Genomic DNA, 23,856 nt, shown 5'->3' with positions numbered 1-23,856 from the left:
GAACGTGCCTAAGCACGTTCTTTTTTTTGCTTTAATTTTGTGTAAATAAAGTTGTTTTATGTGATAAAAATTGAGAGAATGAAGTTAGCCAATTTTGGGGGTTAACAATTGAAAAAAGCATTTAACAAAGTTATGGATTTCTATAACAAATATTCGAATTGGATTAAAGGGATTTTCGTTGCGTTAGTCCTTGTATTTGTTGTTTATGAAGCAACGCACGTCCTTTCAGAGATTAATGGAAAGCAGATGCGAGAAAGTTTAGCATCTCAGTCGCCAACGACCCTGATTATTTTAACGATTCTGGGATTCGTGGCCGTGTTACCAATGTTAATTTACGACTTTACCATCACGGAATTCTTGCCTGGTAAGTTTAAACCATCTTACATAGTCAAAAGTGGATGGATCGTTAATTCGTTTACTAACATTGCTGGTTTTGGTGGTTTTCTAGGTGCCAGTCTAAGAGCGATGTTTTACAGTAAGGACGCCACCAAGAAGCAGGTTTTATATGCGATTTCTAAAATTGCTTTATTTTTACTGGCAGGACTTTCCACGTACTGTCTAGTTTCGCTAGTTTTGATCTTTGGCTTTGGGATCGGGTCCCAGTATGCCAAGGATTGGATTTGGCTAGTTGGTGGTGGGATTTATTTTCCAGTAGTCTTCTTATTTACCAGATTTAGTAATTCCGAGTTTTTCAGTGACTTAACTTTAAAGAGAGAGCTTCAACTTATTCTGGGTTCATGCCTTGAATGGGGTAGTTGTGCCATGCTCTTCTTGATTATTGGTTATTTCATGAAACTTAATATTAATCTTTGGAACGTTTTTCCAATTTTTATTGCTGCTAATGTTTTTGGAGTTGTATCGATGCTTCCTGGTGGTTTGGGATCTTTTGATACGATGATGATCGGAAGCTTGAGTTTACTTGGAGTTTCACCGACAATGGCTGCTGTGTGGGTCCTTTTGTACCGTGTCTTCTACTACTTCTTACCATTCTTCGTTGGTGTGGTCCTTTTCTTCAGTGAAATGGGAACTCGGATTAACAACTTTCTTGATGATATTCCTAAAACGATTATTCACAGATCGGCTCAGATTATCATCACTATCTTCATGTATTTCTCAGGAATCATGATGATTGTGTACGCTACCATTCCTAATCTGGCTTTGGTCAATCCACTTTATGTGTCACTTGCACCCTACACTTTATTCTTCTTGGGGCAACTGTCCAACGTGATTATTGGAATTTTATTGATCGGGCTAGCTCGTGGAGTGGGTTCACGGGTCCACAAAGCCTTCTGGCCAACCGTTATCATTTTGGTATTTGCCATTGCGAACACGCTTTGGAAGGAAGACTTTCCCTTAAAGTTGACGCTTTTACTTGGTTTTATCATTATTTGCTTGTGGTTATCAAGGAAAGGAATGTATCGCCAGAAGTTAACTTATTCATGGGGGAACGCCATTTTCGATGGAGTGATCTTCATCGGGACCTTCTTAATTTACTCCATTATTGGGATCTACATGAGCAATCATCATCTTCCCAGTCGTGGTCCAATTAAAATGATGAATGTCTACCTCTTACCTTCCCAGCAGGTTTGGTTAACTGGATTTATTGGAATTATTATTGCGTTTATTATCTTATTTATGCTCTATAAGTATCTAACATACGCGCGGATTCCGTGGTTAAATCAACCATTTGATGAAGTTAGGATTCGAAATGTGATTGATAAGTTTGTTGGAAATGAAGTTAGTCACCTGGTCTTTCTACGTGATAAGAAAGTTTACTTTTACGCTGAGGACAGTGAAGACGAAGTGATCTTTATGTATAAGCAAAAGGCCAACAAGTTAATTGTGATGGGGGAACCAATTGGTAATCAAGACAAGTTGGATGCTGCCATTGATCAATTTATGAGTGATGCCGATAAAGCGGATTTCACCCTAGTATTTTATGAAGTTGGAGAATCGTTAACGATGTTGCTTCATGAGAAGGGCTTTGATTTCATTAAAGCGGGTGAAGAAGGTCACGTTAATCTCACTGATTTTTCACTTGCTGGAAAACGACATCGTGGCGAGCGAGCTCTTATGCATAAATTTGATCGAGAAGGTTACCACTTTGAGGTTCTAGATCCACCATTTCCTAAAGAGCAGATGGCTGAATTTAAACGTATCTCTGATGAATGGTTGAATGGTCGTGATGAAAAGGGCTTTTCGCTGGGCTTCTTTGATCCTTATTACTTGAATCAGGCTCCGATCGCTGTTATCAGGGATAAGGAGGGGAAGATTGTTGCCTTCGCTAATATCATGCCAACTGGTGATCGAGTTATGACGTCGGTTGATTTGATGCGATCAGGAAACGATGCACCTTCTGGAATCATGGACGGAATTTTTATTCACCTGTTTAAGTATTCTCAAGATGAGGGTTATAAGTGGTTTAACCTTGGAATGGCTCCGCTTGCTAACGTGGGTGAATCGAAGTTTAGTTTTATTAATGAGAAGATTGCCCATTTGATTTACCAGTATGGTGATGCTTTCTATAGCTTCCAAGGATTGCGTTCTTATAAGCAAAAATACGTTGATAATTGGGTCTCCAAGTACTTCGTATACCGAAAAGACAATTCGTTGGTATTCACGATGCTACAGCTATTGTCAGTAGTTAGTGAACGACCTACGATTGAAAATGTAGAAGAAAATATTCCATAAAAAAAGGAGTTTCAGAATTAATTCTGAAACTCCTTTTTTGTTTGAAAACTATTTTTTGTTTTTCTTATCACCGATATCATAGTCGGAATCACTCATAGCTTCTACGTTTCCTAGACGGTAACCGTTACCCACTTGTGAGAAGAAGTCATGGTTAACCGTTGCCGTTGAAATTCCGTTCATAACAATTGGATTAACATCTTCCTCAGTGTCGGGGAACATTGGATCCTGTCCTAGATTCATTAATGCTTTGTTGGCATTGTAACGAATGAAGGTTAAAACGTCGTCAGTCCACCCTACTTGATCGTAAAGCAGATGAGTATACTTTTCTTCGTTTTGATAAAGATCGTACAAAAAGTTATACATCCAATCTTTTAAGTCGTTTTGTTCGTTTTCTCCTAATTGATTGAACTGAACTTGGAATTTATAACCAATGTAAGTTCCATGAACGGATTCGTCACGAATAATCAACTTGATGATCTCAGCAACGTTTGGAAGTTCGTTATGACCAAGATACCAAATAGGGGTATAGAATCCAGAATAGAAAAGAAATGTTTCAAGAAAGACACTTGAAATTTTCTTTTTAAGTGGATGTCCATCATCGTGGTATAGTGAATAGATTTTTTTGGTTTTGTTTTGAAGAAATTCTTCTGTGTCACTCCAATGAAAGATCTCATCAATTTCATCAGGGGTGTTCAAAGTCGAAAAGATTGAAGAGTAACTCTTAGCATGTACTGATTCCATAAACTGAATGTTATTTAAAACCGCAATTTCATGTTGCGTTACCGCATCTTTTCGAAGGGCTGCCATTCCGTCTTGAGACTGAAGGGTATCCAGTAAAGTTAACCCCCCAAAGACGTGACCAACAATCCATTTGTGATCATCATCAAGTGAACGCCAGTCCTTTAGATCGTTTGATAGTGGAATTCTAGTATCAAGCCAGAACTGCTCGGTTAATTTTTCCCAGGTAGCTTTGTCAATTTCATCATCAATAGAATTCCAGTTAATCGCTTTGTAGTTTCCTTTTGACTTTCCGGTTAAGACTTTATTAATGTCCATGTATTTCCTCCTAAGGATTAAATTACGCAGCTTTCACATTCATTGGCACCAACTTCAGTATTATCGTCAGTAAAGGTTCGCACGTAATAGAGTGATTTAATGCCTTTTTTGTAAGCATAATTTCGAAGGATCGTTAAATCTCTGGTTGACATTTTGTCACTTCTACCATCTTTCCATTCATAAAGACCCTTTGGAATGGTTGAACGCATAAAGAGGGTTAAACTCATTCCTTGATCAACGTGCTTTTGAGCGGCAGCGTAAACATCAATTACTTTACGCATGTCAGTGTCATAGGCTGATTCATAGTAAGGAATGGTGTCATTTGAAAGGTATGGAGCCGGGTAGTAAATGGTTCCAATCTTTGATTCTTGGCGTGCTTCAATTTTTTGAACAATCGGATGCAAACTTGCTGTTGCATCCCCAATGTAAGCAGTTGAACCATTAGGAGCTACGGCCATGCGATTCTGATGGTAGAGACCATACTCCATGACTGATTGTTTTAAAGCGTTCCAGTCTTTTTCGGTTGGAATAAAGACGCCATCAAACAGTGATTTTACTTTATCTGACTTTGGAGCCCAACTCTTGGTAGTGTACTGATCGAAATAAGATCCATCAGCATATTTACTTTTTTCGAAATTATGGAAAACTTTTCCGCGATCCTTAGCCATTTGATTAGAAGCCTTCAGGGTCCAGTAGTTTAAAAGCATAAAGTAGGTACTGGTAAATTCAATGGACTCAGGTGAGCCATAGTACATATGATTTTTAGCAAAATATGAATGAAGACCCATGGCTCCCAAACCAATTGAGTGACTTAGTTCATTTCCGTGTTTAACTGATGGAACCACGTTAATTGATGAGTGATCGGTAACGAAGGTTAGAGCTTTCACCATGGCTTCAACTGATTTACCGAAGTCTGGTGATGCCATGAGGTTCACTACGTTAGTAGAGCCCAGATTACATGAGACATCGGTTCCTAACTGTTCGTAGTTTTGTTCATCGTCAACGATGGAAGGTGTCTGAACCTGGAGAATTTCGGTACACAGATTACTCATGACAATCTTGCCGTCAACCGGATTATCACGGTTAACGGTGTCAATGTTGATAATGTATGGATAGCCAGATTCTTGTTGTAGTTTTCCGATTTCGGTTTCAAGTTCACGAGCTCGAATCTTTTTCTTAGAAATGTTCTTGTTCTTGACCATATTGTCGTATTCTTTAGAAATATCAACATATGAGAAGGGAACTCCATACTCACGTTCAACATCATATGGACTGAATAGGTACATATCATCATCATTTTTAGCGAGCTCATAAAATTTATCTGGCACAACCACACCAAGTGAAAGGGTGTTTACTCGGATTTTTTCGTCGGCGTTTTCCTTTTTAACTCCCAAGAATTGAATGATGTCAGGATGGAAAACACTAAGATAAACAACCCCAGCACCGTTTCTTTGGCCTAGTTGGTTGGAATAGGTGAAACTATCTTCTAGTAACTTCATTACTGGAAGAACACCACTGGCTGCTCCTTGAATGTGTTTAATGGGATCACCAGCAGCTCTTAGGTTAGAAAGATTAATTCCAACTCCTCCACCAATTTTGGATAATTGAAGAGCTGAATTAATGGTTCTACCGATCGTATTCATGTTATCGGTGGTCTGAAGTAAGAAACATGAAATCAACTCACCCCGACGTTTCTTTCCAGCGTTCAAAAAAGTAGGGGTGGCAGGTTGAAAACGCTGATGAATTAATTCATCAGCTAGATTCATAGCTAATTTTTGGTCACCATTAGCTAGAAACAATGCGTTCATTGCTGTCCGATCTATGTAGCCTTCTAAGTACATGGAGTTGTCGTCAGTTTTCATTGCGTATTGAGCATAGAACTTGTAAGCAGCCATGAATGATTTGAAGTGAAAATTTTGACTATCCAAATACTTGTATAACTTCTCAATGAATGAAAATGGGTACTTATTGACGAAACCCTCTTCAATGTAGTTATGCTTAATTAGGTAATTAAAACGATCTTTTAACGAATCAAACTTAACGGTATTCGGATTAACGTTTTCTTTAAAGAAAGCCTTCAGTGCTTCCTGATCTTTTTCCAGTTGAATCCGGCCATCGACAGGGATATTAATTTCATTATTTAGTTTGTAATACGTAACATCGTGCAAATCCTTTAAAGACATATTAGACTATTCTCCCTTAATCGTGTCATGCGAAAATATCGTGAATGTTGGTTTTGTACTATACTATAAGTACAACAATTAACCAACGAGCTTTTTTAATTGTTCAGGTTGAAATCCGCTGAATGCATCGAGTGATTGACTTTCAACAACTGGTACAGCATGAAATCCCTCACCCTTTAGATAATCCACGTATTCTGGATTCTCAGATGTGTTCTTTTCAACAAAATCAACGTTATGTTCACTAAGAAAACGTTTTGTCATCTTGCATTGAATACAATTATTTTTGGTAAATACAGTAATTTTTTTCATTTTGTTTCATCTCCTTGATATCGTTCACTTGATGAGTTTACTCTCAAAAATCGGAATTTTCAACAGATAAAAGCACTACATATAGTGAAAATGATGATGAAAGGACGCTATATGTAGTGCTTGTAATTTTAAATATTAATTTTTTTAGGATGTGTTAAATTTGAACAATTTTTATTATACCGCAAATCCTGATGTTAAACATGAGGAAAAACATTGGAACTTTTCTTTATTAAAGACCACGCTAAGTTTTGTAACGGACAACGGTGTGTTTTCTAAAAATACGGTTGATTATGGGTCACGAGTTTTAATTAAGAACGTTGATATTAACGAAATGCCTGCAGGGCCGATTCTGGATATGGGATGTGGCTATGGTCCGATTGGGATCTTCTTAGCTAAAACTCATCCAGAACGTCAGTTTACCATGGTCGACGTTAACAATCTGGCCTTGTCCCTTGCAAAACAGAATGCTGAGTTGAATCAGATCAGTAATGTTGACATCTTTGCCTCTGATGGGTATCAGAATGTCACCCAAAAATATGCTGGGATCGTTACCAACCCACCCGTTCGTGCTGGGAAAAAAGTGGTAGATGAGATGATCACCGGATCGTATGATCATTTACTAGACGATGGGACGTTAACGGTGGTTTTACAGAAGAAACAGGGAGCTCCGTCCGCTAAGAAGCTTATGAAACAAATCTTTGGCAACGTTCAAATCGTTAAACGCGATAAGGGATACTATCTTTTAAAGAGTAGAAAGGCTGCCGCTGATGAATAAAAACGACGCGTATTTTATGGATCAAGCTCTAATTGAAGCCAATCATGCCGCCATCATTGGAGAGGTTCCTATTGGAGCAATCATTGTCCAAGATGATCAAATTGTTGGAAGGGGACATAACTTGCGTGAACACACTGAAATGGGAACGGAGCATGCGGAGATCGTAGCGATTGAAGAAGCGTGTGCTAATCTAAAAAGTTGGCGGTTAAATGACTGTGAAATGTTTGTGACCGTTGAACCGTGTTTGATGTGTGCGGGTGCAATTATTAACACTCGAATTAAAAGATTGGTTTATGGTTCTAAAAATGAAAATGCAGGAGCAGTGGAAAGCTTATATCACACTTTAAATGATCCCAGACAAAATCATCAGGTTCGGGTTTCAAGTGGTTTGCGAGCCGCTCAAGCAGGTGCTATCATGAAAAAATTCTTTAAAGATAAGCGGAAACATCGGAAATAATTCTAGACATTTGATGGATTTTCGGTTATGATAATTAATGCCGTAAGGCCCTGAAGCAAGGGCGGACTTACGAACCGTGTCAGGTCCGGAAGGAAGCAGCACTAAGTATCTTTTGCCTTGTGCTTCTCGTTTTTAGAAATTAAACTCCTAGTCGTTTGACTGGGAGATTTTTTTTGGAAAAATTGAGGTTTAAAGTTATTAGCATTTCATCAATTTTCAATATATAATAATTGATGGTACCAACTTTCAATGAAAGGAAGCATTTCATGAGTTATCAAGCACTGTATCGGACTTGGCGTCCACAAAGATTTGATGAAATTGTTGGCCAGCCGGTCATTACTCAAACTTTAAAAAACGCATTGATAACTAATCAGATTAGCCATGCGTATTTATTTACGGGTCCCAGAGGAACAGGAAAGACTTCGGCAGCTAAAATCTTAGCCAAAGCGGTTAACTGTCCTAACTTAAAAGATGGAGAACCATGTAACGAATGTGCCACCTGTTTAGCTATCAACAAGGGTGCATTTAACGATGTCATTGAAATTGATGCCGCCTCCAATAACGGAGTTGAAGAGATTAGAAATATTCGTGATAAGGCCAAGTATGCTCCCACCGAAGGGAAGTATAAGGTCTATATCATTGATGAAGTTCATATGTTATCAACGGGGGCTTTTAACGCCCTTCTTAAAACATTAGAAGAACCACCAGAACACGTGATTTTTATTTTAGCGACCACTGAACCACAAAAGATTCCGGCTACCATTATTTCACGGACACAGCGGTTTGATTTTAAGCGGATTAAAGCTAGTGACATCTTAAAGCGAATGGAATACATTCTTTCAGAAAAGAACATCGATTATGATGATAAAGCCCTGAAGGTAATCGCTAAAAGTGCTGAAGGTGGAATGCGGGATGCATTGAGTATCTTAGATCAAGCCCTTTCATATAGTAATGATAAGGTAACTTATGAGAGTGCACTTTCCGTGACTGGAAGTGTAACTAGGGATAAGCTACAGTCATACATTGAAGCTGTTTTTAATTCTGACGTTCAAACGGGATTAAAAATGGTTCAAGAAATTTTAGATGATGGGAAAGACGCTAATCAATTTATTGAAGATTTAGTTGATTATTGTCAGAATATTTTGCTTTATCATCAAGATCCCGAAATGGTCCAAAAGAGTGAGTTAGGACTTTTGGGCAGCAATTTTAAAAAGATTGCTGGCGAAATCGGTAGTGAACTAATCTATCAGTACGTTGAAATTATGAGTGATGTTCAAAATCAGATGCGTTATTCATCTCATCCTGATGTTTATCTTGATATACTAACGGTTAAACTTGCTAACGCCAAGAAATCTGGGACAGTTGTCGGTTCAAAAGATGAGGATCATGGTGAAATTAGCGGGACTAAGGAACTTGAACAGCAACTCTCAGATCTCAAAAACCAGGTTTCGGAGTTAAAATCTGAACTGAGTGGCTCAAAAAAGAAGTCACCCGTTAATGAGACTAAGGATCAAAATGTCACTAAGTCCAAGTCAGTTCATCATCAAGGTTCTAATAAGCAAGTTCAGGTAAACCTTACTAAAGTCTACGAGGTATTGGGCAAGGCTACCAGGAAAGACCTAACGGCTTACCAAGACATTTGGCAGGAGCTGTTGCAGTCGCTTTCAGTCACTCAACGAGCTGTAATGCACGTTTCTAATCCTGTTGCGGCAAGTGATCAAGGTGTTGTAGTTGCGTTTGATTATGGCTTTTTGTACCAAAAAGCTGGAACTGATGGAGATCTAATGGATGCCCTCCAAAATGGGCTCGATCGGATTCTCGGTTTTGTTCCCACCGTGGTATTTGTTCCAAATGATGAGTGGCCTCAAATTAGAAGTGATTATCTAAAGAAGCACCGATCAGGAGCTGACAAGTCAGAAGCGAATAATTCAGAGACCAATTCCGATGCTCCTGATGCTTCAAGTGATGAACAACCTGAAGATACAAAGGGTAAAAAAGATAATGATTCCCTTAATCAAGCCAAGCAAATGTTTGGTAATGATATAATTAATGTTAAAGACGATTAAAAAGGAGAAATAATAATGAACGGAATGAATATGGGTAAGATGATGCAAAAAGCCAGAAAAATGCAACAAAAGATGCAGGCTGAACAGGCTGAAATTGAAAAGAGTGAATTTGTCGGTAAAGCACCTGAAGATATGGTAACCGTTACTTTTACCGGTGATCGTAAGATGAAAGACATGAACGTTAAACCAGATGCCATTGATCCTGATGATCCTGACATGCTTTCTGACTTGGTGATCAGTGCCGTTAATGATGCTTTAGGAAAAATTGAAAAGGATACCCAAGATAAAATGGGTCAGTACACTAAGGGAATGAATATTCCTGGCATGTAGTAGAAGAAGGGATTTAAATGCAATATCCAGAACCAATTGCTAAGCTGATTGATAGTTACATGCATCTACCAGGAATTGGCAGAAAAACGGCTACCCGATTGGCTTTCTATACGGTTGATATGAATAAAACTGACGTGAAAAACTTTGCGGATGCTTTGACTTCAACTAAAAATGACTTACGTTTTTGTTCAATTTGCGGCAACATTACCGAGACAGATCCATGTGAGATTTGTTCCGATCCAACCCGTGATCAAAGCAAGATTATGGTTGTGGAACAGTCTAAAGACGTTATGACCATGGAAAAGATGAAGGATTACAACGGTCTTTATCATGTTTTACATGGGGTTCTCTCACCAATTGAGGGAAAGGGTCCCGAGGACATCAACATCAGCTCGCTTATCAAACGCTTGCAGAAAAATGAAGAAGTTAAAGAAGTCATCATTGCCACCAATGCCACTCCAGAAGGAGAAGCTACGGCAATGTATTTAGCAAAGTTAATCAAACCAGCTGGAATTAAAGTTACCAGATTGTCTCATGGATTGTCTGTCGGAAGCGACATTGAGTATGCAGATGAGATGACACTTTCTAAGGCAGTTTCGGGACGAACTGAAATGTGAGGAATTAGCTATGTTTTCTTTATTTAGATATAGTTCTATGAAACAAAATTATGATGACCAGTTGTTAGATACGATTAATTTTTTAAAAAATGATTGGGATCAAGCGGTCCAGACTGAACAAGCTGTTTCTGAGACAGATAATCACTTGTTTGCTCAGACGATGTTGACCAAACAAAAATACATGTTTATGTATCGTCAAGCACGGAAACGTAACATTAAAAATGATCGAATTCAGCCATCAGTATACGAAAACTAAACGCAAGCCAGCTAAACACTAGCTGGCTTTTTAAATAGACATTAAATATAACTTAAAGTACAATGAAAATAGCAAAAATGCTGGGAATGAATCGAATATGACAGGACAATTTATTACATTTGAAGGTACTGATGGAGCCGGTAAGACTACGGTTTTAAACCAGGTGGTTGATGAGATCAAACCAGCCCTTGGTAAGCAATTGTTAACTACTCGCGAGCCAGGTGGAAATCCTGTATCAGAACAGATTCGAAAGGTCATTTTAAATAAAGATGAGACTGATATGGATGATCGATGTGAGGCACTTTTATTTGCGGCTGCCAGAAGGGAACATTTGGTAAAAATCATTTTACCAGCTTTAAAAAGCAACCAATTAGTGTTGTGTGATCGTTATCTTGATAGTTCAATTGCGTATCAGGGTGGTGGTCGTGAGCTTGGCGAAAAAGCCGTCTTGGACATGAATCAATTTGCTACTGAGGGACTCATGCCGGACACGACGATTTACTTTGATGTTCCCGTTGATGTTGGTTTGAAACGCATTGCCAAGCATCGAAGTGGTGAAGTTAATCGGCTTGACCTTCAGGAGCATGATTTTTACGTTAGGGTCCATGATGCCTATGATCGTATCGCTAAGCGGGATCCTAAGCGTGTTATCAAAATTGATGCTACCAAACCAATTGATGAAGTAGTAAATCAAGTACTTTCCGTATTATATAAACGAGCAGGAAATTATTTTAATAAGAACAAATAGGAGGATCAGCCATGAAACTAATTATTGCAATTGTCCAGGATAAGGACGCAGCTAAACTACAATCTGAATTCATCAAACATAAGATTCAGGCCACCCAATTATCTACTAAGGGTGGATTTTTAAAGGCTAAGAACGTTACCTATCTAATTGGTGCTCAAGATGACAAAGTTGACGAGATTCTAGATATCATTAAGTCAACTTGTGAAACCAGAAAGCAGTACATGACACCACCCGTTAGTTTAGCTGGTAGCATTAGCGAAACTTCTTACCCAGTTGAAGTTCAAGTTGGGGGAGCTACGGTGATGATTTTACCAATGGAATCACTAAACCGTTTCTAATTAATATAATGGTAGAAGAAAATCCTGCGCAAAGCGTAATTAATGAAGCAAAACGAAAGCAGCCATCACTGACCCAACACTTTATGGGAGTGGTGACAGCTAATGATCTTAGTCATTCTTACCTTTTTTCAGGAGTAGACGGTCTTGGAAAGCTAGCGGTTGCTAAAACCATTGCAATGCGTTTATTTTGTAAAAACGTTCAAGATGGCATGCCTTGTGGTGTTTGCAATGAATGTATTCGAATTGCTAAAGATGAGCATCCTGACGTTGTGATGGTAAAACCTGATGGACGGAGTATCAAAGTTGATTCAATTCGCTATTTAAAGCGTGAGTTTTCTAAGAGTGCCGTTGAAGGGAATCAAAAGGTTTTTATTATTGATGATGCTGATACTATGACTACCAGTGCTGCTAATAGCTTGTTGAAGTTTATCGAAGAGCCGAACGGACAAGTTAATTCTTTTTTACTTACCGACGATTATCGAAAAATTTTACCGACGATTATTTCAAGGACACAGTTGATAGAATTTCCTAAGATTAACGAAGATGATCTGATTAAATACGTAACTAAAAAAGGGTTGTCTAAAACATCTAGCCAGTTAATCTTAGAACTAACTGGCAATTTAGCGTCACTTGACAAGATGCTTGAAGATGGTTGGTTTAACAAGATGAAAGCAACCGTTGAACGGTGGTTTAATGAGTTAGTTGAGGACGATTATCGTGCTTTTACGAATGTTCAAACCAATTTTATGCCACTTGTCACGGGACGTTTTGAGCAACAAATGACCTTAAAGATGATTTATCAGGTTTTTAAGGACGTTTTTGATGTAAAATTTAAAGATTCTCAACCTGATAGTTTAGGATTTGGCGATCAGTATACTGCTTTGAAGAAAATGGCACTCAAATTGTCCGATGAACAATTGATTACGATCATTACATCAATTTTAGGTAGTACCCGAAAACAGGATATAAATGTTAGTTTTCAGAACATTTTGGAAGTTATTACCCTAAATTGTCTAGCAGTCATTGAAGGTTAGGAGTAAAAGTCGATTGAAAGAATCAGATGTTAACGAGGAATTTAATAATTTAAAGTCGCAATCAGAATTAATGAGTGAGAGAATTGGCGACCTTCGTGATGAAGTGGATAAAGTCATTGAGGAGAATTCAGAACTGAAAATTGAAAATGAACATCTTCGGGAATTAATTGCTGGAAAAGACGGCAAAAATAAAAAGAAGCAACAACTTTCAATGTCGAAGAAGAATTTAGAGAAATTGTACAATGAAGGGTTTCATGTTTGTACCCAGTTTTATGGCAAACGGCGTGATAGTAACAGTAGTTGTATGTTTTGTACCGATATTATATACGGAGAAAGGTAATTCAAGTGGATTTATCAGTTCAAAAGAGTTTTGCAAATCATAATACTGGCAGCTTGTATCTGGTCCCCACCCCAATTGGGAATCTTGATGATATGACAATTAGATCGATTAATATTTTAAAAGATGTGGATTTAATTGCTGCCGAAGATACCCGAAACACGCAGAAGCTGTTAAATCATTTTGACATTACGACCAAGCAAATTAGTTTTCATGAACACAATACAGAACAGCGTGCACCGGAATTAATTGAAAAACTAAGAGCAGGCACCTCAATTGCACAGGTTAGTGATGCGGGGATGCCCTCAATTAGTGACCCCGGACGTGAGTTAGTTCAACAATGTGTTGAAAATGACATTCCCGTGATAAGCGTTCCTGGTCCTAATGCTGGACTTACTAGTTTAATTGCTTCCGGGCTTAAACCACAGCCCTTTTTGTTTTATGGATTTTTAAAACGGAAGCCAAAGGAACAAGTGGATGAGTTGGAAATTTTAGCACAAGCATATCCGACCTTGATTTTTTATGAAGCGCCACACCGATTGAAAAAGACGTTAATAAACATGCAGAAAGTGTTTGGTAACCGACAAGCAACTTTAGCAAGAGAACTTACCAAAAAATTCGAAGAATACGTGCGTGGTGGAATTGATGATTTGGTAGACTGGTCTAAGGAGAATGAAATCCGGGGTGAATTTGTGATTCTGATCGCTGGTAATCCCAATGGTTTTAAAATCATGAAGCCAGATGAAAATAAGGCTCAATTATCGGTTGAAGAGCAGATTGACCAATTGATTAGTAATGGTGATAAGCCCAATGCTGCAATCAAGAAAGTAGCTAAGCAAAATGGGTTAGTACGCCAGGATGTCTATAATCAATACCATCACTTAGAATAAGAGGAAGAAAATGACTGGAGATATTTTTTCTGAAAATCATGAAGTTGAATACTATGAGACTAACCTTTTAGGTAACATGACCTTATCCATGCTAACTGATGTGATTATCATGATTTCACAAGATCAAGCCACTGCACTTGGAGTAGGGACTCAGTATGTCATTGAACATGGGGTTACATGGGTGGTAGCTCAAACCGATATGGATATCACTCGTTTACCGAGGGTTCATGAGAAGGTTCAAGTGCAAACGAGGGGATCATCATATACAAAGTACTTTGCATATCGTGAGTTCTGGGTAAGAGATATGGATGGAAATGAATTAGTTCATGTTGGTAGCCTATGGGTCATGATGGATATTCAATCGAGAAAAATGGTGAAGTTGGATGAAGCCATGGTCATCCCTTATCACTGTGATCGAGTCAGAAGAATTCAACGGTTAAACAAGATTCCGAAGATTCATGATGAACATGATATTATGCAAACCGAGTATCACGTTCGTTTTACTGATATTGATTGGAATTCTCATGTTAATAATGCTAAATACATAGGATGGATGGTAGACGTCTTGCCTTATGATTTTCTGGCTTCTCATGTGCCAACGGAAGTAAGCATCAAATATGAAGACGAAGTTACGTACGGAGATCCCGTGTTAAGTCGAGGTAAGTTCATCAATACCGATAATCAAATTCAAACTGTTCATGATATTTCAGTTAATGGAAGTACTAAATCGATTGCTGAAGTGAAATGGAAAAAGTTGGATAAAAAAGGAAGCAAATAACATGCATGTTTTAGCAATTGATACCTCTAATCAACCACTAACAGTGGCCGTTCTTGATGATGAACGGGTCTTGGCAACGACTACCATGACTACGCATCGAAAGCATGCGGAATATTTAATGCCCATTGTTGAGAAACTGGTTAAGTATGCCAAATTAACTCCCCAGGATTTAGATCGAGTTGTTATAAGTAATGGACCAGGGTCTTACACCGGAATTAGGATTGCCACTACGGTGGGGAAGGTGTTAGCAGATACTTTAAACATTGATTTAGTTGGTATTTCAAGTTTAATGGCACTTGCCCTAAACGTTCAAAAGGAACATCAGCTGGTGGTTCCGCTTTTTGATGGTAGAAATGATAATTTGTTTACAGGATTGTATCGGACTTCTCAAAGTGGTCCCGAGGTTGTGATTGAAGATCAACACATCAATTTTGATAAGTGGTTACAGAAGCTTGACGAATTTAATGAACCAATCATCTTCGTTGGAAGTGATGTTGATCATTTTGTGGATCGTTTGAAATCACATTTTGGAACGAATTTTAAGAGCTTAACCGGAATTGATAATTTACCACAAGCTGCCAAGATCGGGGTTTATGGAGAAAAGCAGGACCCGGTTTCCAACATTAATAATTTTAATCCTAATTATCTTCGTTTAACTAAAGCACAAGCCGACTGGCAAAAGTTGAACCCTGGGAGGGAAAACGAGTCCTATGTTGAGAAAAATTGAATCATGGTTAAAAAAGAATTTGAAGAAAAAAGAAGAAGCCAAAATTCAACGAGGACTTCAGATTCAAAACCACATTGTGGATATTAACGGAACTGATTACTATTTTGGGAAGGGTTCTATTACCGACATTCCTGATATTGTGAACGTTGAAGAAGAAGTTTATGATAAAAAGGCTGCTTGGGATCGAGAACGTTTTTTAAATGATTTAAAAAAACATAAAAATAGTTTATACATGGTGATTCGTAAAGCGGATGAATTGATTGCGTTTGTTGGGTGTTACATTTCACGTGATAGTAAAAACTGTCACGTTGAAAACATCGCCGTGTTACCAAAGTTTCAGAATCGTGGTCTTGGCTATTTCTTATTAACGATGGTAATTAGAAGAGCACGATTAATGAAATTACGAAGTGTCTCAGTTGAGACTCGCCTAAGTAATATTAAGGCGCAAGATTTAAATCGTGATCTTGGGTTTATTCAAGTTGGAATTGATCCGGATTACTATAACGATGGTGAAGATGCCGTAGTAATGAAATTAGATCTATCTAAGCAAAAAGTAGCCCCAAATAATTTTGGAAGATAGTTAGAAACGGTGAGTGAGATGCAAGAAAACAGTATGATTTTGTCATTTGAAAGTAGTTGTGATGAAACAAGTGTGGCCGTCATAAAAAACGGGAATAAAATTTTATCCAATGTTGTTGCAACTCAAATTAAGAGTCATCAAAGATTTGGCGGAGTGGTTCCCGAGGTAGCTAGTCGACATCATATTGAAGAAATTACCATTTGTATCAATGATGCTTTACAGCGAGCTAACGTTACATACGATGATTTAACCGCAGTCGCTGTGACATATGGTCCTGGACTTGTTGGTGCTCTTTTGATCGGAGTTACAGCTGCTAAGGTGGTTGCCTGGGCACATAATCTGCCACTAATTCCGATTAATCACATTGCGGGGCATATTTACGCAACTAACTTTGTTAAACCAATTACTTTTCCAGCCATGGCACTCGTTGTTTCTGGTGGTCATACCGAGCTAGTTTGGATGCCCAAGGAAGGTAAGTTCGAAATCATTGGTGAAACAAGGGATGATGCTGCTGGTGAAGCATTTGATAAAATTGGACGAGTACTAGGAATTAATTATCCAGCTGGTCCTACCGTCGATGCTATGGCACAAAAGGGTAAGGATACATTTGCCTTTCCACGTGCTATGGAAGCAGATGATAATTATGATTTTAGTTTTAGCGGATTAAAAAGTGCTTTTATTAATACGGTTCATCATGCCGATCAGATTGGAAAGACTCTAAATAAGAACGATTTAGCGGCCAGTTTTGAAGCCGCTGTGGTGGATGTCTTGGCAGAAAAATCACAAAGTGCACTTGAAAAATATCCTGCCAAAGAGTTCATTTTAGCTGGTGGAGTAGCAGCCAATCATGGGATTAGAGAACGACTGGCTTCAGTCGCAAGTAAGGAAAATGTCGAATTTGTTAAAGCACCATTAAAGTTATGTGGTGATAATGCAGCTATGATAGGTGCCGCTGCGGCGGCAATGCAGCACCATCAGGAAGCTGGCAAAGCTTCGTTAAATGCTGATCCTGGATTAGAATTTGAATGGGCTCCAAATGAGAATTAAATCGTTAATAACAAATTAAAAAATTAATTTGTCCTACGTTGTCGGGCTTTTCAGACGCTTTCATTTTTATATTATTTCACAAACAATTTCTTTATGGTAGAATTGGTCTTGTGACTTATTAATCTCGACAATAATAATAGGAGATTTAGAAATGGCTGAGACAAAAATTCCGCGAGCAACCGCAAAACGATTGCCGCTTTACTACCGTTATTTAAATATTTTACATGACGGTGGTAAGAAACGAATATCATCAAATGAATTAGCCGACGCGATTCAGGTGGATTCTGCCACCATTCGTCGTGACTTTTCATATTTTGGTGCCCTTGGTAAACGGGGTTACGGATACGACGTAGATAGTTTACTAGAGTTCTTTAAGAAGATCCTGAACCAAGACCAACTTACCAATGTAGCTTTAATCGGTGTTGGTAATTTGGGACACGCTCTTTTGAATTTTAACTTTCATATGGATAGTAATATTCGGATCTCTGCTGCTTTTGATGTTAACCCTAAAAACGTTAATACCATTCAGGGTGGAGTTCCTATTTATCCAATGGATCAGTTGGTTAAACAACTGAAAGATCAACAAATCAGTGTTGTGATTCTTACGGTACCTGGTAAAGTTGCTCAGCAGGTTGCAGATCAAGTGGCTAAGGCTGGGGTCAAGGGAATCTTAAACTTTACTTCGGTTCGACTATCGGTTCCAAAAGAAATCAGAGTTCATAATGTTGATTTAACCAATGAACTACAAACATTGATTTATTTTATTGATCATTATGATAAAGATTAAGCATCCAATTTTGGATGCTTTTTTGTTTTTACTGGGCAAAGTTCTTGCAATAATTTGAAAAAAATAATATATTAAGAATGTAAGTTAGCACTTGATAAGTGCAAGTGCTAAAATTTAACAAAGATATTCATTGGAGGGATTAACGTGTTAGAACCATTAGGAGATCGCGTAATTGTCGAAGTGCAAGAACCAGAAGAAAAAAATGTCGGTGGAATTGTTTTAGCAAACAACGCTAAAGAAAAACCACAGATGGGTAAAGTTGTCGCTGTTGGCGCAGGTCGAGTTCTTGATAACGGACAAAAAGTTGCCCCTTCTGTTAAAGAAGACGACATGGTAATGTTTGATAAATATGCAGGTACAAAGGTTGAATACGATGGTACTCCATACCTTGTAATGCATGAAAAAGATTTACTTGCAATCGTTAAATAATTAAAAAAATAAATTAATATGAGGTGATAATCATGGCTAAAGAGATTAAATTTTCTGAAAATGCTAGAAATTCAATGTTAAATGGTGTTGACAAATTAGCTGACACTGTAAAAACAACGATGGGTCCTAAGGGACGTAACGTTGTTCTAGAAGAAAAAGCTGGAGATCCAACCATTACAAATGATGGTGTTACAATTGCTAAATCAATTGACCTTCCAGATCACTTTGAAAACATGGGTGCAAAATTAGTATCTGAAGTTGCTTCAAAGACTAATGATGTTGCCGGTGATGGTACTACTACTGCTACTGTTCTTGCTCAAGCAATTGTCAAGGAAGGTATGAAGAACGTTACTGCTGGTGCTAACCCAGTTGGTGTTCGTCAAGGAATTGAAAAAGCTACTAGAACAGCCGTTGACAGTCTTCACAAGATGAGCCATCAAGTAACTAGCAAAGATGATATTGCTCAAATCGCTTCAATTTCATCTGCCAACGAAAAAGTTGGTAACTTGATTGCTGACGCAATGGAAAAAGTTGGTAATGATGGTGTTATTACTATTGAAGAATCACGTGGTGTTGACACTAGCCTAGACGTTGTTGAAGGAATGGAATTTGATCGTGGATACATGTCACAATACATGGTTACCGACCAAGAAAAAATGGAAGCTAACTTAGATAATCCCTACATTCTAATTACTGACAAGAAAATTAATAATATCCAAGACATTTTGCCATTACTTCAATCAGTCGTTCAACAAGGTCGTTCACTATTGATCATTGCTGATGACATTGGTGGTGAAGCACTTCCAACCCTTGTTTTGAACAAAATGCGTGGAACATTTAACGTAGTTGCTGTTAAAGCTCCTGGCTTTGGTGACCGTCGTAAGGAACAATTACAAGATATCGCTACTTTGACTGGTGGTACTGTAATTACTTCTGATCTTGGCTTAGATCTAAAAGACACTACTATTGATCAATTAGGTCAAGCTAACAAAGTTAACGTTACTAAAGACAACACTACTATTGTTGAAGGTAAGGGTAGCAAAGAAGCAATCGACAAACGAATCGATGAAATCAAACAACAAATTGATGCCACTGATTCTGACTTTGACCGTGACAAGTTGAAGGAACGTTTGGCTAAGTTGGCAGGTGGAGTTGCTGTTATCAAAGTTGGTGCAGCTACTGAAACCGAACTTAAAGAACGTAAATACAGAATTGAAGATGCTCTAAATGCTACGAGAGCTGCCGTTGAAGAGGGATTTGTTCCCGGCGGTGGTACTGCATATGTCAACATCTTAAAGGACGTTGCTAAGATCCCTGCTGAAGGTGACGAAGCAACCGGAATCAACATCGTTGTTAAAGCACTTGAAGCTCCTGTAAGACAGATTGCTGAAAATGCTGGTGTCGATGGTTCAGTTATCGTTGATCATTTGAAAGATGAAAAACCAGGAGTTGGTTACAACGCTTTAACTGGTAAGTACGAAGACATGATCAACGCTGGAGTTGTTGACCCAACCAAGGTAAGTCGTTCAGCACTTCAAAACGCTGCATCTGTTTCAGCTCTTCTATTGACTACTGAAGCCGTTGTTGCCGAACAACCAAAAAATGATAATGATCAACCAGCCGCTCCACAACAACCTGGAATGGGTGGAATGATGTAATCAAAGTTTGATTAAAAAAAGAGTCCGTATGGACTCTTTTTTTATTCTCAATTATGATGAATTATCTAGGTTAATGTAGTACAATTGCATTTGACTTTAAAATTAAGGATTTATTAAGTTAAATATGACATATTAAAGGAGTATGGATTAAATGTGGCGGTATTTAAAAAGACTAATTATTGGACGTCCGCTTAAAACAACGGAAGGCTCTGGTCAGTCTCTTACTAAGTTCAAAGGCTTAGCCTTATTATCATCGGATGCTTTGTCATCAGTTGCTTATGGTACTGAACAGATCACTGCAGTTTTGATTACTTTATCAACTGCAGCTTTGATGTATCAAATGTGGGTTGCACTACTAGTATTAGTTCTGTTAGCCGCGATCACATTGTCTTATCGACAGATCATTTATGCTTATCCTTCAGGTGGAGGGGCATATGTAGTTGCTAGAACTAACTGGGGTGATACAGCTGGTCTAGTGGCAGGTGGCTCACTACTAGTTGATTACATGCTGACGGTTGCTGTTTCAACTACATCAGGAACTGAAGCGATTACTTCAGCCATTCCTGCGTTGTACAATTATCAGATTCCAATTGCCATCTTAATTGTTGTGTTTATCATGATTTTGAATCTGCGGGGAATGCATGATTCCGCATCTTTCTTGGTTATTCCAGTGTACTTATTCATCGTGATGATTATCATTTTAATCATTGTCGGTGCTTACAATATTTTAACTAATAAAATTACTTATCATGCTTATGCACCATTAAATGCTTCCGTTAAGGGAATGACCCTAGTTCTATTCTTTAAGGCGTTCTCATCTGGATCAGCATCGTTAACCGGAGTTGAAGCGATCAGTAATGCGGTTCCTAACTTTAAGCAACCTAAGCGAAAGAATGCTGCTAATACGTTAGGAATTATGGCCATTATTTTAGGAATTTTCTTTGCTGGGATTACCTTCCTGAGTTATTACATGGGAGTTATTCCTAACGCTAAAGACACCGTCCTTTCACAGATTGGTACGAATGTCTTTGGTCACGGGATCATGTATTACTTACTTCAGTTGGCAACCGCATTGATCTTGGCCGTTGCTGCTAACACCGGTTTCTCAGCTTTCCCAATCCTGGCCTACAACATGGCTAAGGATAAATACCTGCCTCACGCTTACCTAGATAAGGGTGACCGATTGGGCTATTCAAATGGAATTATTTCATTGGCATTGGGTGCCATCGTTTTGATCGTACTCTTTAAGGGTAAGACCAACCTCTTAATTCCACTTTATGCCGTTGGTGTGTTCGTTCCATTTACATTATCTCAATCAGGAATGATCGTTCATTGGTTCAGAAACAAAGAGGGTTGGTGGCCAATGAAGGCCGTGATTAACTTCATTGGAGCCTTTATCTCTGTTATGCTGGTGGTCTTCCTGTTTGCACTTCACTTTGCAAACGTATGGCCATACTTGATCATCATGCCATTACTTCTCTTGATGTTTTACAAGATTCATCTTCACTATCAACGAATTGCAGAACAACTTCGGATCTCAACTGATCCTAATTACGAGAATCATACGTACGCTGGTTCAACGGTAATTGTGCTAGTTGGAAACGTTACTCAAGTTACTAGACAAGCGATCAATTACGCGCGTTCCATTGGTGATAACGTAATTGCAATGCATGTTTCGTTCGCTGATAATCCACAAAAAGAAGAGAAGATTTCTACGAAATTCAAAGAAGAATATCCAGACATTCGATTTGTTGATATTCATACTTCGTATCGTTCAGTGGTTGATCCAGTACTGAGATTCTGTGATGTAATTGCTAAGCAGGATGAAGATCGTAATTATACGACCACGGTTTTGGTTCCTCAATTTGTGCCAAAACACTACTGGCAACAGGTTCTTCATAACCAGACTGCTGTTCGATTGAGAACTGCGTTAAATTCACGTCAAGATATTATTGTATCGACTTACAACTATCATTTGAGTGAGTAATTAAACAAAAATCAGGCTACCTTCGCGGGTAGCCTGATTTTTTTATTTAGTTTACATATGAGAAGAGGCATTAACGTTAATAAATTGTTGTTGGTTAAAGTCATACAGTCCTTGATCGGTCATTTTAAGCGTTGGAATAACGGGTAACGTTAAAAAGGACAGGGTAATGAATGGATCGAAATCAATTGGAGCGGCAATTTGTTTATAATCGCGATAAATTTGTTTGGTTTCCTTAGCAACCGTTCGATAATCCTTATCTGACATCAGTCCAGCCACGGGAAGAGCAAGGGTGCTCAACGTTTGTTGCTTGTTTACAACTGAAATTCCACCACCAGCAGTGATTAAGTTATTGATAGCTTGTTCAATGTCATGGTCACTCGTTCCAACGGCTACAATATTGTGATCATCGTGAGCAATAGTGGTTGCGATTGCACCATGTTTAATTTTAAATCCTTGGACTAAGCCAACTCCAACGGTACCTAAGTTGTGGTGACGCTCAACTACCACGATTTTTAAAATATCTTGACTTGGGTCACTTTGAAAGTTATCAGTAGGAGGGATATTTAAAATTAGGTGTTTTGTATCGATGTGATTAGGTTTGATGCCAAGAACGTGGGCCTTACCAGTAGTTAGAGGTAAACGGAGTTGGTTAGATTTAAATTCGGCATGAACGGTATTTTCTGTAAAGGGCGTAGGATGACTATGATTTTCGGTGACAATCTGACCGTTTTTAATTACTTGAACGGGGGTTGGATTATTAACATCGTTCAAAATATTAAGGTCGGCCTTAAACCCTGGTTGAAGTTTTCCCACTTGGCTTAACTGATGGGCTTTAGCAGCATTAAAGCTGGCCATAGTGTAGGCTAATTCTGGTTTAACGCCCGCTCCTAAAGCTAACTGAATGTTGTCATCAATGCTTCCTTCGTCAACTAAATCCGAAATCAACTTATCATCAGTACAAAAGGAGAAATTAACGGGATCTTCTTCCTTCATGGCGGGCAGCGTACTTTTTAGATCGCGTTCGACTGTTCCTTCACGTAAAAAGATCTTGAAGCCATGTCTAAGTCGCTCCTTAATTTCCTGCGGAGTGGTACTTTCGTGATCGGTTTGAATTCCGGCTTTCTCATAGACGGCTAATTGTTGATCGTTAAATCCAGCGGTGTGACCGTCAACACTTAGATGATGTTGCTTGGCGTCTTTAATTTTAGCCATAATATCATTTTCACCACTAGCAACAGCGGGATAATCCATTACCTCGGCTAGTCCCTTTACCTCCGGATATTGGTAAAATTCGTGTAAAGAGTTAGCGGTAAGAGTGGCGCCATTATGGTCAAATGGGACACACGGAACACTGGATGGCAACATGTAAAAGATGTCTAAGGGTGTTTTTCTGCTATCGGTAATCATGTACTTAATCCCATCCTTACCGATGACGTTCGCAATTTCGTGTGGATCTGCAAAAATGGTGGTTACGCCATGTTTTAATAATAACTTGCCCAATTCACTCGGAGTCACTAACGAACTCTCAATGTGGACGTGGGAGTCAATGTAGCCGGGGACAATCACTTTCCCCGTTGCATCAATTGTTGTTTTGGGATGCAAATTGCTAACTTGATCAGAACTAACTAATTTACCATTATTGATAAATAAATCCTTAACAATAAACTTCATACGATCTGGATCTAAAACCTTACCATTGATAATCTTAATATCATATTCAGCCATCAGCTTTTCCTCCCGAGGTAAAAAAATACCCCTAATTCTTAGTTTAATTAC

General features: G+C 38.5%; 24 protein-coding genes and 1 other RNA gene. 21 read left to right on the top strand and 4 right to left on the bottom strand.

The genetic code is table 11. The annotated features are described in order from the left end of the window. The first annotated feature begins 108 nt into the window (after positions 1–108). Positions 109–2,691: a bifunctional lysylphosphatidylglycerol flippase/synthetase MprF gene (gene mprF, locus LfDm3_RS04675; RefSeq protein WP_191978924.1), complete on the top strand. Its 2,583-nt coding sequence runs from the start codon at positions 109–111 to the stop codon at positions 2,689–2,691. A gap of 48 nt (positions 2,692–2,739) precedes the next feature. On the opposite strand, the gene nrdF is transcribed toward mprF, so the two are convergent. From nrdF to nrdH, 3 genes are all read right to left on the bottom strand, one after another. Continuing rightward, positions 2,740–3,747, bottom strand: a complete 1,008-nt coding sequence (gene nrdF / locus LfDm3_RS04670) for a class 1b ribonucleoside-diphosphate reductase subunit beta (RefSeq protein WP_010021783.1) — start codon at positions 3,745–3,747, stop codon at positions 2,740–2,742. A gap of 17 nt (positions 3,748–3,764) precedes the next feature. Continuing rightward, positions 3,765–5,930, bottom strand: a complete 2,166-nt coding sequence (gene nrdE, locus LfDm3_RS04665) for a class 1b ribonucleoside-diphosphate reductase subunit alpha (protein WP_039144547.1) — start codon at positions 5,928–5,930, stop codon at positions 3,765–3,767. A 78-nt stretch (positions 5,931–6,008) separates the two neighbouring features. After that, entirely contained in the window at positions 6,009–6,239 is a 231-nt protein-coding gene (nrdH, locus tag LfDm3_RS04660) for a glutaredoxin-like protein NrdH (protein WP_010021786.1), read from the bottom strand. Between the two features lie 160 nt (positions 6,240–6,399). Between nrdH and LfDm3_RS04655 the strand changes: the two genes are divergently transcribed. The 20 genes from LfDm3_RS04655 to LfDm3_RS04565 all read left to right on the top strand — a co-directional run bounded on the left by LfDm3_RS04655 (position 6,400) and on the right by LfDm3_RS04565 (position 22,080). Then, positions 6,400–7,014, top strand: a complete 615-nt coding sequence (locus tag LfDm3_RS04655; protein WP_039144544.1) for a class I SAM-dependent methyltransferase — start codon at positions 6,400–6,402, stop codon at positions 7,012–7,014. Beyond that, positions 7,007–7,471, top strand: coding sequence for a nucleoside deaminase (locus tag LfDm3_RS04650; RefSeq protein ID WP_039144541.1), 465 nt, complete (start codon positions 7,007–7,009; stop codon positions 7,469–7,471). Before LfDm3_RS04655 ends, LfDm3_RS04650 begins: the two co-directional genes overlap by 8 nt. Positions 7,472–7,518: 47 nt before the next feature. Next, positions 7,519–7,605: signal recognition particle sRNA small type (gene ffs, locus LfDm3_RS06780), an RNA gene on the top strand. A gap of 132 nt (positions 7,606–7,737) precedes the next feature. Next, entirely contained in the window at positions 7,738–9,537 is a 1,800-nt protein-coding gene (gene dnaX / locus LfDm3_RS04645) for a DNA polymerase III subunit gamma/tau (protein ID WP_039144538.1), read from the top strand. A 15-nt stretch (positions 9,538–9,552) separates the two neighbouring features. Continuing rightward, a complete protein-coding gene (locus LfDm3_RS04640) occupies positions 9,553–9,867 on the top strand; it encodes a YbaB/EbfC family nucleoid-associated protein (RefSeq protein ID WP_010021792.1) in 315 nt (104 codons plus the stop codon). A 17-nt stretch (positions 9,868–9,884) separates the two neighbouring features. After that, a complete protein-coding gene (recR, locus tag LfDm3_RS04635; RefSeq protein WP_010021794.1) occupies positions 9,885–10,484 on the top strand; it encodes a recombination mediator RecR in 600 nt (199 codons plus the stop codon). Positions 10,485–10,521: 37 nt separating this feature from the next. After that, entirely contained in the window at positions 10,522–10,740 is a 219-nt protein-coding gene (locus tag LfDm3_RS04630; protein ID WP_225416838.1) for a YaaL family protein, read from the top strand. Between the two features lie 97 nt (positions 10,741–10,837). Further along, positions 10,838–11,488, top strand: a complete 651-nt coding sequence (gene tmk, locus LfDm3_RS04625) for a dTMP kinase (RefSeq protein ID WP_039144531.1) — start codon at positions 10,838–10,840, stop codon at positions 11,486–11,488. Positions 11,489–11,499: 11 nt separating this feature from the next. Continuing rightward, positions 11,500–11,826 (top strand): cyclic-di-AMP receptor, encoded by a 327-nt coding sequence (locus tag LfDm3_RS04620; RefSeq protein ID WP_010021798.1) that lies wholly within the window; start codon positions 11,500–11,502, stop codon positions 11,824–11,826. Positions 11,827–11,834: 8 nt separating this feature from the next. Beyond that, positions 11,835–12,860 carry a DNA polymerase III subunit delta' gene (gene holB / locus LfDm3_RS04615; protein WP_039144528.1) on the top strand — a complete coding sequence of 342 codons (1,026 nt, stop codon included), beginning with the start codon at positions 11,835–11,837 and terminating at the stop codon, positions 12,858–12,860. Positions 12,861–12,873: 13 nt separating this feature from the next. Further along, entirely contained in the window at positions 12,874–13,200 is a 327-nt protein-coding gene (locus tag LfDm3_RS04610) for a DNA replication initiation control protein YabA (RefSeq protein ID WP_010021802.1), read from the top strand. Positions 13,201–13,205: 5 nt separating this feature from the next. After that, positions 13,206–14,087, top strand: a complete 882-nt coding sequence (gene rsmI, locus LfDm3_RS04605; protein ID WP_039144526.1) for a 16S rRNA (cytidine(1402)-2'-O)-methyltransferase — start codon at positions 13,206–13,208, stop codon at positions 14,085–14,087. A 10-nt stretch (positions 14,088–14,097) separates the two neighbouring features. Next, the gene (locus LfDm3_RS04600; RefSeq protein WP_039144523.1) at positions 14,098–14,865 is read left to right on the top strand and encodes an acyl-[acyl-carrier-protein] thioesterase; all 768 of its coding nucleotides are present in this window, start codon (positions 14,098–14,100) and stop codon (positions 14,863–14,865) included. A 1-nt stretch (position 14,866) separates the two neighbouring features. Continuing rightward, positions 14,867–15,592, top strand: coding sequence for a tRNA (adenosine(37)-N6)-threonylcarbamoyltransferase complex dimerization subunit type 1 TsaB (gene tsaB, locus LfDm3_RS04595; protein ID WP_039144520.1), 726 nt, complete (start codon positions 14,867–14,869; stop codon positions 15,590–15,592). Further along, positions 15,576–16,172, top strand: a complete 597-nt coding sequence (gene rimI, locus LfDm3_RS04590; RefSeq protein ID WP_010021809.1) for a ribosomal protein S18-alanine N-acetyltransferase — start codon at positions 15,576–15,578, stop codon at positions 16,170–16,172. The genes tsaB and rimI overlap by 17 nt, the downstream gene beginning before the upstream one ends. Before the next feature lie 18 nt (positions 16,173–16,190). After that, entirely contained in the window at positions 16,191–17,219 is a 1,029-nt protein-coding gene (tsaD, locus tag LfDm3_RS04585) for a tRNA (adenosine(37)-N6)-threonylcarbamoyltransferase complex transferase subunit TsaD (protein ID WP_039144662.1), read from the top strand. Positions 17,220–17,370: 151 nt separating this feature from the next. Next, entirely contained in the window at positions 17,371–18,006 is a 636-nt protein-coding gene (locus tag LfDm3_RS04580; RefSeq protein ID WP_010021811.1) for a redox-sensing transcriptional repressor Rex, read from the top strand. Positions 18,007–18,150: 144 nt separating this feature from the next. Further along, positions 18,151–18,435 carry a co-chaperone GroES gene (groES, locus tag LfDm3_RS04575; protein WP_010021812.1) on the top strand — a complete coding sequence of 95 codons (285 nt, stop codon included), beginning with the start codon at positions 18,151–18,153 and terminating at the stop codon, positions 18,433–18,435. Between the two features lie 32 nt (positions 18,436–18,467). Then, on the top strand, positions 18,468–20,093 hold the full coding sequence (gene groL / locus LfDm3_RS04570) for a chaperonin GroEL (protein WP_010021813.1): 1,626 nt from the start codon (positions 18,468–18,470) through the stop codon (positions 20,091–20,093). Positions 20,094–20,244: 151 nt separating this feature from the next. Then, a complete protein-coding gene (locus LfDm3_RS04565; protein WP_010021815.1) occupies positions 20,245–22,080 on the top strand; it encodes an APC family permease in 1,836 nt (611 codons plus the stop codon). 51 nt (positions 22,081–22,131) lie between these two features. Here the strand turns inward: LfDm3_RS04565 and ade are convergent, their stop codons facing one another. After that, positions 22,132–23,805 (bottom strand): adenine deaminase, encoded by a 1,674-nt coding sequence (ade, locus tag LfDm3_RS04560; RefSeq protein ID WP_039144515.1) that lies wholly within the window; start codon positions 23,803–23,805, stop codon positions 22,132–22,134. Positions 23,806–23,856: the final 51 nt, after the last annotated feature.

The sequence above is a fragment of the Fructilactobacillus fructivorans genome (assembly GCF_000814735.1).
GTDB classification, from domain to species: domain Bacteria; phylum Bacillota; class Bacilli; order Lactobacillales; family Lactobacillaceae; genus Fructilactobacillus; species Fructilactobacillus fructivorans.
This window is presented reverse-complemented; position numbering and strand designations above follow the sequence as displayed.